The 14,180-nt window shown below is 46.5% G+C and carries 14 protein-coding genes, 3 tRNA genes, 1 rRNA gene, 1 other RNA gene and 1 other annotated feature; of the genes, 3 read left to right on the forward strand and 16 right to left on the reverse strand.

All coding sequences use genetic code 11. The features are described 5' to 3' along the window. Nucleotides 1–240: 240 nt before the first annotated feature. The 6 genes from MUN34_RS15620 to tadA all read right to left on the reverse strand — a co-directional run bounded on the left by MUN34_RS15620 (nucleotide 241) and on the right by tadA (nucleotide 4,025). Entirely contained in the window at nucleotides 241–465 is a 225-nt protein-coding gene (locus MUN34_RS15620) for a YaaL family protein (RefSeq protein WP_026827023.1), read from the reverse strand. Further along, nucleotides 462–1,061 (reverse strand): recombination mediator RecR, encoded by a 600-nt coding sequence (recR, locus tag MUN34_RS15625; RefSeq protein ID WP_012368933.1) that lies wholly within the window; start codon nucleotides 1,059–1,061, stop codon nucleotides 462–464. Before recR ends, MUN34_RS15620 begins: the two co-directional genes overlap by 4 nt. Before the next feature lie 18 nt (nucleotides 1,062–1,079). Beyond that, complete coding sequence (locus MUN34_RS15630; protein ID WP_012368932.1) at nucleotides 1,080–1,400, reverse strand: YbaB/EbfC family nucleoid-associated protein; 321 nt, start codon at nucleotides 1,398–1,400, stop codon at nucleotides 1,080–1,082. Nucleotides 1,401–1,422: 22 nt separating this feature from the next. Continuing rightward, a complete protein-coding gene (dnaX, locus tag MUN34_RS15635) occupies nucleotides 1,423–3,108 on the reverse strand; it encodes a DNA polymerase III subunit gamma/tau (RefSeq protein WP_247858251.1) in 1,686 nt (561 codons plus the stop codon). A 95-nt stretch (nucleotides 3,109–3,203) separates the two neighbouring features. Further along, nucleotides 3,204–3,470: signal recognition particle sRNA large type (ffs, locus tag MUN34_RS15640), an RNA gene on the reverse strand. A 48-nt stretch (nucleotides 3,471–3,518) separates the two neighbouring features. Next, nucleotides 3,519–4,025 (reverse strand): tRNA adenosine(34) deaminase TadA, encoded by a 507-nt coding sequence (gene tadA / locus MUN34_RS15645; protein WP_034769527.1) that lies wholly within the window; start codon nucleotides 4,023–4,025, stop codon nucleotides 3,519–3,521. 108 nt (nucleotides 4,026–4,133) lie between these two features. Between tadA and MUN34_RS15650 the strand changes: the two genes are divergently transcribed. Both MUN34_RS15650 and MUN34_RS15655 read left to right on the forward strand, forming a co-directional pair. Next, on the forward strand, nucleotides 4,134–4,763 hold the full coding sequence (locus MUN34_RS15650) for a deoxynucleoside kinase (protein ID WP_012368929.1): 630 nt from the start codon (nucleotides 4,134–4,136) through the stop codon (nucleotides 4,761–4,763). Then, nucleotides 4,760–5,437, forward strand: a complete 678-nt coding sequence (locus tag MUN34_RS15655) for a deoxynucleoside kinase (protein WP_014969073.1) — start codon at nucleotides 4,760–4,762, stop codon at nucleotides 5,435–5,437. Before MUN34_RS15650 ends, MUN34_RS15655 begins: the two co-directional genes overlap by 4 nt. Before the next feature lie 39 nt (nucleotides 5,438–5,476). On the opposite strand, the gene MUN34_RS15660 is transcribed toward MUN34_RS15655, so the two are convergent. The 8 genes from MUN34_RS15660 to pdxS all read right to left on the reverse strand — a co-directional run bounded on the left by MUN34_RS15660 (nucleotide 5,477) and on the right by pdxS (nucleotide 10,889). Beyond that, nucleotides 5,477–5,941 carry a DinB family protein gene (locus MUN34_RS15660; protein ID WP_026827019.1) on the reverse strand — a complete coding sequence of 155 codons (465 nt, stop codon included), beginning with the start codon at nucleotides 5,939–5,941 and terminating at the stop codon, nucleotides 5,477–5,479. Nucleotides 5,942–6,047: 106 nt separating this feature from the next. Then, nucleotides 6,048–6,137, reverse strand: a tRNA-Ser gene (locus tag MUN34_RS15665). Nucleotides 6,138–6,171: 34 nt separating this feature from the next. After that, nucleotides 6,172–6,262: transfer RNA gene (locus tag MUN34_RS15670), tRNA-Ser, on the reverse strand. 35 nt (nucleotides 6,263–6,297) lie between these two features. Continuing rightward, nucleotides 6,298–6,388, reverse strand: a tRNA-Ser gene (locus MUN34_RS15675). A 137-nt stretch (nucleotides 6,389–6,525) separates the two neighbouring features. Further along, nucleotides 6,526–7,803: a serine--tRNA ligase gene (gene serS / locus MUN34_RS15680; RefSeq protein WP_247858252.1), complete on the reverse strand. Its 1,278-nt coding sequence runs from the start codon at nucleotides 7,801–7,803 to the stop codon at nucleotides 6,526–6,528. Between the two features lie 63 nt (nucleotides 7,804–7,866). Next, nucleotides 7,867–8,075: a binding site (T-box leader), on the reverse strand. A 12-nt stretch (nucleotides 8,076–8,087) separates the two neighbouring features. Then, nucleotides 8,088–9,335 carry a D-alanyl-D-alanine carboxypeptidase family protein gene (locus MUN34_RS15685; RefSeq protein ID WP_026827017.1) on the reverse strand — a complete coding sequence of 416 codons (1,248 nt, stop codon included), beginning with the start codon at nucleotides 9,333–9,335 and terminating at the stop codon, nucleotides 8,088–8,090. Nucleotides 9,336–9,429: 94 nt separating this feature from the next. Next, nucleotides 9,430–10,008 carry a pyridoxal 5'-phosphate synthase glutaminase subunit PdxT gene (pdxT, locus tag MUN34_RS15690; RefSeq protein WP_247858253.1) on the reverse strand — a complete coding sequence of 193 codons (579 nt, stop codon included), beginning with the start codon at nucleotides 10,006–10,008 and terminating at the stop codon, nucleotides 9,430–9,432. Next, nucleotides 10,002–10,889, reverse strand: coding sequence for a pyridoxal 5'-phosphate synthase lyase subunit PdxS (gene pdxS / locus MUN34_RS15695; RefSeq protein WP_026827015.1), 888 nt, complete (start codon nucleotides 10,887–10,889; stop codon nucleotides 10,002–10,004). Before pdxS ends, pdxT begins: the two co-directional genes overlap by 7 nt. A 129-nt stretch (nucleotides 10,890–11,018) precedes the next feature. On the opposite strand from pdxS, the gene pdxR reads away from it, so the two are divergent. Further along, nucleotides 11,019–12,413 carry a MocR-like pyridoxine biosynthesis transcription factor PdxR gene (gene pdxR, locus MUN34_RS15700; RefSeq protein WP_247858255.1) on the forward strand — a complete coding sequence of 465 codons (1,395 nt, stop codon included), beginning with the start codon at nucleotides 11,019–11,021 and terminating at the stop codon, nucleotides 12,411–12,413. Between the two features lie 62 nt (nucleotides 12,414–12,475). Here the strand turns inward: pdxR and guaB are convergent, their stop codons facing one another. Together guaB and rrf are read right to left on the reverse strand one after the other, a co-directional pair. Continuing rightward, nucleotides 12,476–13,942 carry an IMP dehydrogenase gene (gene guaB, locus MUN34_RS15705; RefSeq protein ID WP_026827013.1) on the reverse strand — a complete coding sequence of 489 codons (1,467 nt, stop codon included), beginning with the start codon at nucleotides 13,940–13,942 and terminating at the stop codon, nucleotides 12,476–12,478. Nucleotides 13,943–14,096: 154 nt separating this feature from the next. After that, nucleotides 14,097–14,180, reverse strand: a 5S ribosomal RNA gene (rrf, locus tag MUN34_RS16025); the annotation flags it as partial.

Consider the following 14,180-nt stretch of genomic DNA (forward strand, 5'->3'; position numbering starts at 1 on the left):
AAAGTTCGTCCGCGCCTGTTTTGGCGACTCAATTAGAATACCAAGTCTGAAACAATAAGTCAACAACTTTTTGAAAGAAGTTTTTTTCTTGTTTCCGGCAGTGCGCTCGTCCTCTTAAGGACAAGAATTAATATACCACGATAATTACAACCTGACAACTCTTTTATTAAATTAATTTTAAAAAGAATAGAAAAGAAGGCTACCACCTCATTACTAGGCGGTAGCCTTCCTCTTTTTTCATTATAAGCGAACAGTAGGTAACGAGACACGTCGTTTCTTCGCTTCTCTAATATAGAAGTAATAAACGGATTCAGCCAGCTTCATTTGAGCTTCGAGATCACCGTAGTCATCGTAACTGATTTCAAGCAACCGGCGTTTCATCAAGTAGTTTTCTTGCGCCTGCGCCAGTTCCCGAAGAAAACGTTCATCATATTCGCTCCGGATTTTTTTCCGAAACCAATTCATAACTCGCGTCTTCCCTCCATCGCACGGGATAACGTCACTTCATCCGCGTACTCCAAATCACCACCGACCGGAAGACCATGGGCAATCCGTGTAACACGAATACCAGTCGGCTTCAGCAGTCGAGAAAGATACATCGCTGTCGCTTCCCCTTCAATGTTCGGATTCGTTGCCAAGATAATTTCTGTAATAGCTTCATCCGCCTGTAAGCGCGTCAATAAGCTCGATACATTGATATCTTCAGGACCGATTCCTTCCATTGGACTGATTGCCCCGTGCAAGACATGGTACAACCCTTGATAGTCTCGCATCTTTTCCATCGCGATGACATCACGTGAATCTTGAACGACACAAACGATTGTCCGGTTACGGTGTTTATCGGAACAGACGTAACATGGATCTTTATCCGTGATATTCCCACAGATGCTACAGTATGAAATATCACGCTTTGCGCTTACCAGTGCCTTTCCGAACATCAGCACATCATCTTCTTCCATATCAAGAACATGAAACGCAAGACGAACAGCCGTTTTCGGACCGATCCCTGGTAACTTCGTAAAACTTTCGATTAAGCGGCTGATTGCTTCAGGATATTGCAATTCGTTTCCCCCTACAGTTTAAAACATTCCCGGCATGTTCATTCCTTGTGTAAATTTACCCATCTTACTCGAAACGAGTTCATCTACTTTTTTCAAAGCATCATTCGTCGCAGCAAGTACGAGGTCTTGAATCATTTCCACATCATCCGGATCAACTACTTCTTCTTTGATGATGACATCGATGATATTTTTATGACCATCTGCTACGACAGAGACCATTTCGCCGCCAGCCGTTCCTGTCACCGTCAAGTCCTTTAACTCTTCCTGCGCTTTCGCCATATCTTTTTGCATCTTTTGCATTTGTTTCATCATGTTGTTCATGTTTCCCATACCACGCATAATTCTTCCTCCTCTAACTGAATTAGTCTTCGAATTCTACGATATCACCAAATCGTCCGAGCGTCTCGGACAACAATCGATCTTCTTCTGATTCGACTGCCACTTCTTTCTCTTCTATATTACTACTATTTCGTTTCGCAACAAACTCTGCTTTTAGTTCTTTCCAGTCATTATCGAGAATCGCAAGAATTTGTCGTTTGACACCACAGACCTCAAACAGTGCTTCTTCAATAACGAAACGCGTTCGTTCATTGGTCATGACCTGTTCAAAGTGCCATCCCTTTCCGTTATCGAATTCAATCAGCAACGTATCCTCTGAACACAAGACCGGTTTACTTTCGTGTACCAAAGAATAAATCGGACCGTCTTGTTTCAAAATCAATTTCAAAATGGCATCCCAACGTTCTTGAATCTCAAGAAGCTGCGTCTTCTCTGCGCGACTCAACATTTGCCGAATTCGTTCCTTGGCAATCCGTACTGTCGGTCGGGCTTGTTTTCGCTTAGCCGGTTGTTGGGCAGGGGCTCCTTCAGTAACCGGAACTCCGGTCACTTTCAACTGATGCATCTGTTCCTTCAATTCCCGCACCTCTTGTTGCAAACTTTGCATGATTTGTCCTGTCGTCCGTCCTTGTTCCGCAATCTGAATGAACGCAATCTCGACTAGAACACGCGGATGATTCGTCAAACGCATTTGCTGTTGGCAATCATGTAACTGTTCAATGACGTGGAAACACGTTTCCATCTCGATTGTTTCGACAAATGTCTTGAACGCTTCCGTCGGTCGAGCCCGTTCCAGTAAATCAACCGCCGTCGGAGACGTTTTAAGTAGCAATGTATCACGATAGAAAAACACCAAGTCTTCAACGAACCGCTTTAAATCTTTTCCTGCACGTTGCATTTTTTCAAGTGTCTGCAACAACTGGTCGACTTGATGGGCTTGCAATGCGCTCGCGACTGCGAGCAATGCTTCATCCTCAACTGCCCCCGTCACTTCCAGTACAGCCTCATCCGTTAAGTCTCCATTTGAAAAGGCGACTGCCTGATCGAGCAGGCTCAACGCGTCCCGCATTCCGCCATCCGCAGCTCGGGCAATCAATCGTAACGCGGTTTCCGTATAACCGATCGTTTGATCCGATAAGATGTACTGCATCCGTTCCATTAGTTGATCCACTTCATGCCGCTTGACGTCAAAACGTTGGCAACGTGAAATGATCGTTGCCGGAATTTTATGCGGCTCCGTCGTCGCCAGGATGAAAATCGCATGTGCCGGCGGTTCTTCCAATGTTTTTAATAACGCATTGAAGGCACCGGTTGATAACATATGGACTTCATCGATGATATACACTTTGTATGCTGCTTCCGATGGTGGATATTTGACCTTATCCCGGATTTCCCGGATTTCATCAACACCGTTGTTGGACGCAGCATCGATTTCAAACACATCAGGACTTGATCCTTCTGTAATCGCCCGACACGTCGGACATTCGTTACATGGTTCATTTACAGGCGCTTTTTCACAGTTGATTGCCTTCGCAATGATTTTTGCCAGACTGGTTTTCCCCGTTCCTCGTGGTCCAGAGAACAGATAGGCATGTGACATGCGTTCTTCCATCAAGGCGTTTTGAATCGTCCGGGTAATATGGGCCTGTCCGACGACTTCATCAAAACGTTGCGGCCGGTATACCCGATATAATGCTTGATAGGCCAAGTTTGCGCCTCCTCTATTTATAATCCTCTTTCTATTCTACCTAAAAAAGTCTACAACCGGAACCGGCTGTAGACTTGTTATCTAAAATTAAACTGCCGCGCACCATATTCTGAAATAGGTTCAACATGCGTTACTCACGCAGCCTGCTCAGTCCAAGCACTCCTGCGGCACACAGAGAGCACCACTTAAGGCTGCTTCCTTCCGGACCTGACCTGGTTCATGGGTATCTGTTGCGCAGGACTCAGACGTCAACGCTACTTACGTAAGGCAGACCACACCAATCCTATCCCTCGATATGGAATTCAGTCTCGCTATAGCGGATTGCGAGTGACAGGGAACCGCTACATCCCCACCTAGCACGGCAAATGGTTTATCGTATTTTAGTGGCACTTGTTTCGAGTGCTTTTTCATTATACTGTTTCATCGGTCCCGTTGCAACCCATTGCCCGTTTCTGTTGTTTCTTTTTCGCCCGAAGCTCCCGGAAAAAAGACGTCAGCATCTCACCGCACTCCTGTTCAAGAACTCCACCTGTCAATTGCGACACATGATTAAACCGGTCATCCTGGACCAGATTCATCAAGGTCCCGCAACATCCTCCTTTCGGATCAACCGCTCCAAAGATGACATGTTCGATCCGCGACAGCATAATGGCTCCGGCACACATCGGACAGGGTTCGAGCGTCACATAGAGCTCGCATCCTTCCAGGCGCCAGTTTTCTAACTTACTACAGGCTTCTTCAATCGCTAACAGCTCTGCATGTGCCGTCGCCTGATGATTCGTTTCCCGGTGGTTATAACCGGTCGCGATGACCTCATCTCCTTTGACGATGACACAACCAATCGGGACTTCTCCGATTGCTTTTGCTTTTTTTGCTTCTTCAATGGCGAGGTGCATATAGTGTTCATGCCGTTCCATCATCACACTTCCTATCTTTACAAAAATTCTCTCCTGGAAACTTCGGCAGGTGCCGCTGCTTTGTGCTAAAATATAAATTGCACTTTGCTGAACGGAGGGTAATTGAATATGTTCATAACGGTTGAAGGACCCATTGGTGTTGGAAAAACTTCACTTGCTAACGCCATCAGTCACCATTTCTCATTTTCTATGCTACGCGAAATCGTCGAAGAAAATCCCTTTCTTGGAAAGTTCTATGAAGACATCGAAGAATGGAGTTTCCAAACGGAAATGTTCTTCTTGTGTAATCGCTTTAAGCAACTCGATGATATCGAACGTCACTATCTCAGTAAGCAGCGCTCTGTCGTCGCTGATTATCATATCTTTAAAAACCTTATTTTTGCCCATCGTTCTCTGAAAGTCGAGCACCTCGATAAGTACGAACAAATCTATTCGATCCTGACAACGGATATGCCTAAACCCGATGCCGTCATTTATTTAGATGCAAGCATCGATACGTTGATGAAACGTGTTGCTTTACGCGGACGTGAGATTGAAGAAAACATGTCACGTGCTTATCTCGAACAACTGGCAGCTGATTACGAAACGTTCGTCACGGATTATCAAATCAAGCATCCGGAAGTGAAAGTCATCCGTTTCAACGGAGATGAACTCGACTTCGTCAAGCGTCCGGAAGATTTAGAATACGTCCTGACAAAGATCCGCAACGAATTATATGAAGGAGCGAACCACGCATGAACTCGAAATTACGTGAAAAGTATAACATCCCGGCAGATGCCGTCATTACGATTGGTGGAATGGTCGGTATCGGTAAATCGACGATTACAAACGGTCTAGCAGACTCACTTGGTTTCCGGACATCTCTTGAAAAAGTCGATACGAACCCTTACCTGGACAAATTTTATCATGATTTCGAGCGGTGGAGCTTCCACTTACAAATTTACTTCCTTGCTGAACGCTTTAAGGAACAAAAGAAAATCTTCCAATACGGTGGCGGTTTCATTCAAGACCGTTCAATTTACGAAGATACAGGCATCTTTGCGAAGATGCATTTCGAAAAAGGAACGATGTCACCAACGGATTATGAAACGTACTCGAGTTTGTTTGACGCAATGGTCATGACACCGTTCTTCCCGCATCCGGATCTCCTGATTTATCTCGAAGGATCGTTTGAACAAGTTCTTGAGCGGATTCGTTTACGCGGACGCGAAATGGAACAACAAACGCCAATCGAGTATTGGGAAGAAATGTACGAACGCTACACGAACTGGATCAATAACTTCACAATCTGTCCTGTCCTTCGTCTGTCGATCGACGAATATGATTTGTTGAATGAACCGGAATCAATCGAACGGATTTTATCAAAAATCGATAAACAACTTGAAGTCGCCCGCATTGCTAAAATCCGCTAATCCAAAAGCCCGTCGACGGTTAAGTCGACGGGCTTTTTTTCATGCCACGGTTACTTGTTCAATTTGAGCCCGGTGATGCAAATCGTGTTGCATCATGGCGCCTAAAAATTCGAGAAGCGAAATCGTTTTTCCTTTTGACGTGAATGTATCTGTCAAACGGTCTTCCGGAATCAGTTCAACGGCACGGTGCAATCGGTCACGGCTGACTAAAAATTCGTCAATCGTCAAAATCCGTTGTTGTTCCCGGCTCATTTTTGCGGCCTCTTCGTTAACAGCCTCGCTGTCCGGTTTCACACGGAACGGCTCATTTGCCAAAATATATGGCAAGCGTTCCGCAACAAGGAATCGATCCCACGGCGATAAATGACCGATGATTTCAGCGACTGTCCATTTCCCTTCTGCATAAGGTGTCCGCCATGCTTCTTCCGATATGTGTTCAAGACCACGAACAAAATCCATCGTGTCCTGATAATGTGTGAGTAACATGTGTTTAGTGAGTGTCATAATTGCTGCTCCTTTTTCTGTCTAAGATGTAGGAAAACATAGCATGCCACTCTTGATGGAAGCAATAAAAAAGCATCTCACGATGAATGTGAGATGCTTATATAAGCGGAGTCGGTGGGATTCGAACCCACGCGGGCCTTGCGACCCCTAACGGATTTCGAGTCCGTCCCCTTCAGCCGGGCTTGGGTACGACTCCATGTTACATGTAATTTTGGGTAAAAAAAAAGAAGTGGAGGAGGCGGTGGGATTCGAACCCACGCACGGCTTTCGCCGCCTGACGGTTTTCAAGACCGTTCTCTTAAACCACTTGAGTACGCCTCCAAGTTATATGTAGTTTTCAGGTAAAAAAAAAGAAATGGAGGAGGCGGTGGGATTCGAACCCACGCACGGCTTTCGCCGCCTGACGGTTTTCAAGACCGTTCTCTTAAACCACTTGAGTACGCCTCCGTACTTATAATTGAGCGTTGTGTTGCACAAGCGCCTTCCTGACATAAATTATAATAGCATCTTGGTTTTATTGTGTAAAGCCTTTTTCTAAAAAAACTTTTTAAAAAATCAGAAGGGGGAAATCCCCCCCTTCCTACTCATCCTTGAATGACTTCAAGACCACCCATGTATGGGCGAAGTACTTCTGGAATAACAACTGATCCATCTGCTTGTTGATAGTTCTCAAGAATTGCCGCTACTGTCCGTCCGACCGCAAGTGCTGATCCATTTAACGTATGGACGAATTCCGGTTTGGCATTCGCTTCCCGGCGGAAACGGATTTGTGCCCGGCGTGCTTGGAAATCTTCAAAGTTTGAGCAAGAAGAAATCTCACGGTAAACACCTTGGCTCGGCATCCAAACTTCGATATCATACTTCTTCGCAGCTGTGAAACCAAGATCCGCTGTACACATGCTGAGGACTTGATACGGGAGTTTGAGTAATTTCAAGACGTCCTCTGCTTGTCCTGTCAATAATTCGAGCTGTTCATATGATTCTTCCGGTTTGACGAAGCGGACCAGTTCCACTTTGTTGAATTGGTGCTGACGGATTAACCCGCGGGTATCACGGCCGGCAGAACCTGCTTCAGACCGGAAACATTGGCTGTAGGCTGCATAACCGATTGGTAATTGATCCGCTGACAGAATTTCGTCCCGGTGCATGTTCGTCACAGGTACTTCTGCTGTCGGGACGAGGAAATAGTTTGTGTCTTCGACTTTGAACGCATCTTCCTCAAACTTTGGAAGTTGCCCTGTTCCTGTCATAGAATCGCGGTTGACCATCAGTGGAGGCAGGATTTCCGTATAACCGTTTTTATCCTGGTGTAAATCCATCATGAAGTTGATTAACGCCCGCTCGAGACGCGCACCGGCGCCGCGGTAAAAGACGAAGCGACTGCCCGTTACTTTTCCGGCCCGTTCGACATCAACGATTTTTAACTGCTCCATCAAATCCCAGTGCGGTACAGCTTCAAAATCAAATGCCGGTTTGTCACCGACTTCCCGGATGACGACATTATCGTCTTCCGTAGAACCGATTGGCACACTATCATGGGGAATGTTTGGAATCCCGAGCAACAACAGGTTCAGTGTCGCTTCGACTTCACGCAATTCTTCATCAAGCGCTTTGACTTCATCGCCGACTTGACGCATCGCCGCAATCGCCTCATCCGCATTTTCTTTGTTGCGTTTCAGTTCTGCGATTTTTTTTGTTGCTTCATTGCGTTCTGCTTTTAGAACTTCTGTTTTCGCAATCAGTTCCCGGCGCTTTTCATCAAGTGCGATGAACCGGTTCATGTCCGTTAAATCTTCCCCCCGGTGTGCTAGTTTTTCTTGGATCGCGTCAAAATCCTGACGCAGACGTTTAATATCAATCATCTTATTTCCTCCTTTTTTTCAATAAAAAAAGGCAATCCATCCCTCTCCGGTTCTAAAAAACCGAAGAGGGACGAATCACCTGGATCCGCGTTGCCACCCTCATTGCTAGTCGTACTAGCCAACTCTAAAGACGCGATAACGGGCGTACCCGCACCTTGTTCGCAAGGTGTGTGATCCGGCTCGATTCAAAGTATCCTTCTGACTAGTTCGCACCACCCACTAGCTCTCTTAACAGAATAAATGCTTCTACTTGGTCCGTTCATGACATCATTATGAGATTAGCTTTACTTTACACTATCCCCTTTAAGGTTGACAAGGGTTGGTTGATGAATCGCTTGACTGATTTTTTTGGACCAGGCCGAAACTGCACGGAACAAGCGGGTCTGGAAGCTTGCCAGTTCAATCTTTTCAACACTGGTTACAGTGGCCTGAGGGACGGAAAATCCGGGTAAGTACCGTCCGGCGTCTTCCACTTGGACCGTCCCGATGATTTCGCCCTGCTTTAACGGTGCTTCGGCTTTTGAAAATTGAAAGACGGGCGGATGGGATTTCGTCTGATTTTTTAATACCGTCACGTACAAAGCGGTTTTCGTCACAACATCGTAGCGGGTTTGTTTGGCCCCTCGGATTGGTAACGCGCCTTTGATTTGTTCTCCTTTTCCGTAATACGTCAACGGTTCAAAAGAAGAAAAACCATAATCGAGCAGTTTTTTGGTTTCTGCGAATCGGGCTTTATCCGATTTGGTTCGCATGACGACCGAAACGAGCGTCAAATTGCCACGTGTCGCGACACTCGCGAAACAGTAACCGGCAAGATCCGTCGTTCCGGTCTTCATTCCCCGCATTCCACTGTAAGCGTACGGTTGACGCGGTAACATCTTATTGGAGTTTTCCACTTTTTCTCCGTTGATTGTGACCACTGAGCGTTTCGTGACATCTAATACATCCGGATAGTCTTGAATGTAACGGATGATCAAAAGCGAGATATCCATCGCCGTCATCAAGTTCGTTCCCGGTAATGTCGCATCGACAGCATCCAGTCCCGATGCATTCGCATATTCCGTGTCTTTCATCCCTAGTGCAGCTGCTGTTTCATTCATCCGTTCGACGAATTGTTTTTCCGTTCCTGCCATGACTTCTGCCAGTAGGACGGCCGCATCGTTGGCCGATTTAATGAAGGCTGCATCATACAGTTCCCGAATCGTATACGTTGTTTTCCGAATCGGCAGACGGGCAATTCCTTGTGTTTTCGCGAGCTTCAGCACTTTTCCGCTTGGTCGGACCGTCTGATTCCATGACAGCTTTTTTTGCTCAATTTGCTGACGGACTAAATAAAGTGTCATCAATTTTGTCATCGAAGCCGGCGGCAGAGCCAAATCAGCCTGTTCAGCCAATAAAATCTTACCTGTCACAGCATCGACCATTATGTAAGATTCCGCCTGAATGTCCGGTGTTTCCGCATAGCCTGTCATCGGTGACAAACCAGCAGTCAGTATAAGTACACTCAGGAAGAGTGTGAAAAGACGTTTCATCGGTCCTCTCCTTCAAATGATGTTCTATCTTTTCAGTGTAGCATAAAAAAAGAAACCGACAGCCGGAAACTGACGGTTTCTCTTTTACTTTTGATCAAATCGAAACAGCTGTCCGCTGTCTGATTTTTTGAATGAAATAGTCATGAAGACGTCGATCTGAAGTTAACTCTGGATGGAAGGAGCAGGCGAGATGGAGATCCGTCTCGACGGCAACGGCTGCTGCACCCATCGTAGCTAAGACACGTACCCCTTCTCCCACCTGTTCGACAAAAGGAGCCCGGATAAAAACAGCTTCGATGTCCTGCCCCACTCCTTCGACAATCAAGGATGTTTCAAAACTTTCGACTTGTCTTCCAAACGCATTTCGCTTTACCGTCATCGGGATGGCTCGTAAATGTGCAGGACCTTCACTCAATTCACTTGCCAGTAAGATCATCCCGGCACATGTACCGAACATCGGCAATGTGTCGACTTGACGCCGCAAGACATCCAGCAGTCCATACCGATCCATCAACCGGCGTATCGTCGTTGATTCTCCGCCCGGTAAGATTAAGCCGTCGATCCCGTCCAAGTCCGCAGCCGACTTGACGATCATCGTTTTGACTCCGAGTGCATGAAGCATCTCCTGATGTTCGCGTACGGCACCTTGGACAGCTAATATACCAATCACCATCCGCGTGGTGCCATCCGTTCTTCAAACGGCATCGACGTCACATCAATTCCTTTCATTGCTGTCCCGAGTCCTCTCGAAAGGTGGGCGATCCGTTCGAAATCATCTTTATACGTCACGGCTTCAACGATAGCTTTCGCGACACGTTCCGGATGTTCCGACTTAAAGATACCAGAACCTACAAACACACCATCAGCTCCGAGATGCATCATCAACGCGGCATCGGCTGGGGTCGCAATTCCACCAGCTGCAAAATTCACGACCGGAAGACGTCCTGTTGTCTGAATCTGTTGTAACACTTCGTAAGGTGCTCCCCACTCTTTAGCACGTGTCATCAATTCGTCGGGTTGTGAATGGAGAATCTGATGGAGTTGCGCCTGAATCTTCCGCATATGACGGACAGCTTCCACGACATTGCCCGTCCCGGGTTCCCCTTTTGTCCGAATCATTGCCGCCCCTTCTGCAATTCGTCGTGCCGCCTCCCCTAAATCACGGGCTCCACAGACAAACGGGACCGTAAACGACGACTTCAACAAATGATATTCTTCGTCTGCTGGTGTCAGGACTTCACTTTCATCGATAAAATCGACGCCTAATGATTCAAGAACCCGTGCTTCCACGATATGTCCGATGCGGCACTTAGCCATCACCGGAATCGACACTGCCTGCAAGACGTCTTCTGTAATCAGTGGATCGGCCATCCGTGCCACTCCACCATCACGCCGGATATCGGACGGTACCCGTTCCAGTGCCATGACGGCCACCGCACCAGCAGCTTCTGCGATTTTAGCCTGCTCTGCATTCACGACATCCATGATGACGCCACCTTTTTGCATTTCGGCCATCCCCCGTTTGACACGATCTGATCCTTGTTGTCGTTCCATCATTTTGAACTCCCCCTAGACATTAATAGTATTTCCAATCGGTGATACTTTTTAGTATATTCTTCGTTGACTATTTTAAAAGTATCAGTTTATGATGAATTAACCAGGTCAGTAAAAAGGAGATAATCTATGGACATGTTATCGTTTGCGTTAATACGGGAGGGCAACCGTCCGTTGTATGAACAGCTGTATCAGCAAATCCGTCAGGAAATCATTGAAGGACGCCTGGCCTACGGGACGAAATTACCTTCAAAACGAAAGCTTGGTCAGTTTTTAAATCTCAGCCAGACGACCATCGAACTGGCTTATCAACAATTGGTCGCAGAAGGATATGTCGAATCCGTTTCCCGGAAAGGTTACTTCGTCTTAGCATACGAAGAGCTGGCATATGTCAAAACAACGCCTTTGCCGACAAGCCAACGGACAAATCAAAAACCGGCCATGCGGTACGATTTTCATCCAAGTAAAATCGACGGCTCCTCATTTCCTTTTTCACGTTGGCGAAAACATGCCAAGGATGTCATTGATGAACAAAACCAATCACTCGTCTCCCTCGGACATCCGCAAGGTGATTTAGCGTTACGTCTTGAGATTGCGACGTACCTTTATCATTCACGAGGGGTCGTCTGTTCTCCAGAACAGATCATCATTGGTTCCGGCGTCGAACAACTTCTGCCGCAAATCATCTTTTTGTTAGGAAAATCGACGACTTATGGTATTGAAGATCCCGGGTATCATGCGACACGCTTAATCCTTGAGAGTCATGAACGAAAGACCATTCCGATTCCTGTCGACCAAAATGGTTTAACGATTCATTCTCTGATTCAAAGTCCAGCCGATGTGATGTATGTGACACCAGCCCACCAGTTCCCGTCCGGCAGTATTCTATCTGTCAATCGACGCCGGCAGCTGCTGAACTGGGCAGCTGAATCGGATAGCCGTTATATCATTGAAGATGATTATGACAGTGAATTCCGGTACAGTGGAAAATCAATTCCTTCCTTGCACAGTATGGACAGTGAGCGGGTGATTTACCTGAGTACATTTTCAAAATCGTTAATGCCGTCCCTTCGAATCGGATACATGGTGCTGCCCCGCCCTTTACTAGAACGATATCAAACTGAATTTCCGTACTACACGTGCAGTGTCTCCCGATTTGATCAAACGATTTTGACACGCTTCATGAAAGAAGGCGACTTTGAGAAACATTTAAACCGGATGCGAAAAATCTATCGCCGGAAACTCGATGTCGTCGTTCACGCTCTGCGGGAGGTTCCGTTTCTGCGATTGACAGGGGAAAGTGCCGGCCTTCATATCGTACTTTCCGTCTCGAATGGGATGGACGAACAGGAGTTACTGCGACGGGCGAACGCATCTTCCATTCAAGTGTACGGTTTATCAGATTATGCCCAACTGCCGTTATCCACAGCTCATCCACAGATTGTCCTCGGATTTGCCAGTCTGACAGAACACCAGTTGAATCAAGGACTCACTGAACTTGTTGAAGCTTGGCAGTTACAGTAAGGTTATCCACAAGGTTATCCACAAAAAAACCCTGCGACCTTCATAGGCCGCAGGGTGTTGAATTATTGACGTGTATAGTTTGAGGCTTCTTTTGTAATTTGAATGTCGTGAGGATGGCTTTCCTGTAAACCTGCACCTGTCATCCGGATAAACTGTGTTTCTTCACGTAATTCTTCAAGTGAAGCAGAACCACAGTATCCCATTCCTGAACGAATGCCTCCAACGAGTTGATAAACAGAGTCACCCAGTTTACCGCGATACGCAACCCGACCTTCGATTCCTTCTGGAACAAACTTCTTGTCTGCTTCTTGGAAATAACGATCTTGGCTACCACGCTTCATTGAAGCTTCCGATCCCATACCACGATACGTCTTAAATTGACGACCTTGATAAATTTCCATTTCTCCCGGACTTTCCTCTACACCAGCAAGCAAGCTACCTAACATGACAGCATGACCTCCTGCTGCGAGTGCTTTGACGATATCCCCTGAATACTTAATTCCACCATCAGCGATAATCGAGATACCGTGCTTACGGGCTTCTGTCGCACAATCAAAGACGGCCGTGATTTGCGGAACCCCGACTCCTGCAACGACACGCGTCGTACAAATCGATCCCGGCCCAATTCCGACTTTGATGACTGAAGCACCTGCTTCAATCAAATCACGTGTCGCTTCAGCTGTTGCCACGTTTCCTGCGATGATCGGCAAGTTCGGATATTCATCACGAAGTTCACGTACCTTCACGAGAACCCCTTCTGAGTGACCGTGTGCCGTATCGACGACCAATGCGTCAACTCCTGCATCTACGAGGAACTTGGCACGAACCGATGCATCTTTTGTGACACCGACAGCTGCTGCGACGAGCAGACGTCCAAATGAATCTTTTGCTGCATGGGGATATTGCTCAACTTTTTCAATATCCTTTGTCGTAATCAAACCTTTCAAAACACCGTTCTCATCAACGAGTGGTAACTTTTCAATCCGATGTTTGTGGAGAATCTGTTCTGCTTCTTCTAAAGAGGTACCGACTTTTGCTGTGACCAGTTCTTCCGTCGTCATGACCGTTTCAATGACCGTCGAGTAGTCTTTTACGAAACGAAGATCACGGTTCGTTAAGATACCGACCAGTTTGCGTTCCGTTTCATTATTAACGATTGGAACACCTGAAATCCGGTATTTACTCATCAAATATTCAGCATCATAAACCTGTCGTTCTGGCGTGAGATAAAACGGGTTTGTAATGACACCATTCTCAGAACGTTTAACACGATCAACATGCTCGGCTTGATCTTCCATCGACATGTTCTTGTGAATAACGCCAAGGCCACCTTGACGTGCCATTGCAATTGCCATTGGAGCTTCTGTTACAGTATCCATTCCAGCACTGATTAGAGGAATGTTTAATGTAATCCCTTCGCATAATGTTACCGACAGATCAACATCTCTCGGTAAGACACTTGAACGACGTGGTACGAGCAAGACGTCATCAAACGTCAAGCCTTCTTTAGCAAATTTGTTCTCCCACATGTTATCCACTCGCTTTCTCTTCTATAAAAGAATATTGATGTTATGGTAACAAGCGAAAGGTGTCATGTCAATGACTCCACCAATAATCAGAACAATCTGAAGTTTCACATAACACAAAAAGACCGACCTGCAGATGCAGATCGGTCTCTTACTTGCCTGGCAACGTCCTATCCTCACAGGGGGAAGCCCCCAACTACTTTCGGCGTTCAAGTGCTTAACTTCCGTGTTCGGCATGGGA

This window comes from Exiguobacterium sp. 17-1 (assembly GCF_023096305.1).
GTDB lineage: Bacteria > Bacillota > Bacilli > Exiguobacteriales > Exiguobacteriaceae > Exiguobacterium_A > Exiguobacterium_A sibiricum_A.

Excerpts from the sequence above, each read along its gene's own strand:
- MUN34_RS15650 (WP_012368929.1), top strand. The coding sequence starts at position 4,134 with ATGTTCATAACGGTTGAAGGACCCATTGGTGTTGGAAAAACTTCACTT.
- tadA (WP_034769527.1), bottom strand. The coding sequence starts at position 4,025 with ATGGAACGGCATGAACACTATATGCACCTCGCCATTGAAGAAGCAAAA.
- MUN34_RS15660 (WP_026827019.1), bottom strand. The coding sequence starts at position 5,941 with ATGACACTCACTAAACACATGTTACTCACACATTATCAGGACACGATG.
- MUN34_RS15655 (WP_014969073.1), top strand. The coding sequence starts at position 4,760 with ATGAACTCGAAATTACGTGAAAAGTATAACATCCCGGCAGATGCCGTC.
- pdxR (WP_247858255.1), top strand. The coding sequence starts at position 11,019 with ATGGACATGTTATCGTTTGCGTTAATACGGGAGGGCAACCGTCCGTTG.
- MUN34_RS15630 (WP_012368932.1), bottom strand. The coding sequence starts at position 1,400 with ATGCGTGGTATGGGAAACATGAACAACATGATGAAACAAATGCAAAAG.
- MUN34_RS15685 (WP_026827017.1), bottom strand. The coding sequence starts at position 9,335 with ATGAAACGTCTTTTCACACTCTTCCTGAGTGTACTTATACTGACTGCT.
- pdxS (WP_026827015.1), bottom strand. The coding sequence starts at position 10,889 with ATGGAACGACAACAAGGATCAGATCGTGTCAAACGGGGGATGGCCGAA.
- MUN34_RS15620 (WP_026827023.1), bottom strand. The coding sequence starts at position 465 with ATGAATTGGTTTCGGAAAAAAATCCGGAGCGAATATGATGAACGTTTT.
- serS (WP_247858252.1), bottom strand. The coding sequence starts at position 7,803 with ATGATTGATATTAAACGTCTGCGTCAGGATTTTGACGCGATCCAAGAA.
- pdxT (WP_247858253.1), bottom strand. The coding sequence starts at position 10,008 with ATGGTGATTGGTATATTAGCTGTCCAAGGTGCCGTACGCGAACATCAG.
- guaB (WP_026827013.1), bottom strand. The coding sequence starts at position 13,942 with ATGTGGGAGAACAAATTTGCTAAAGAAGGCTTGACGTTTGATGACGTC.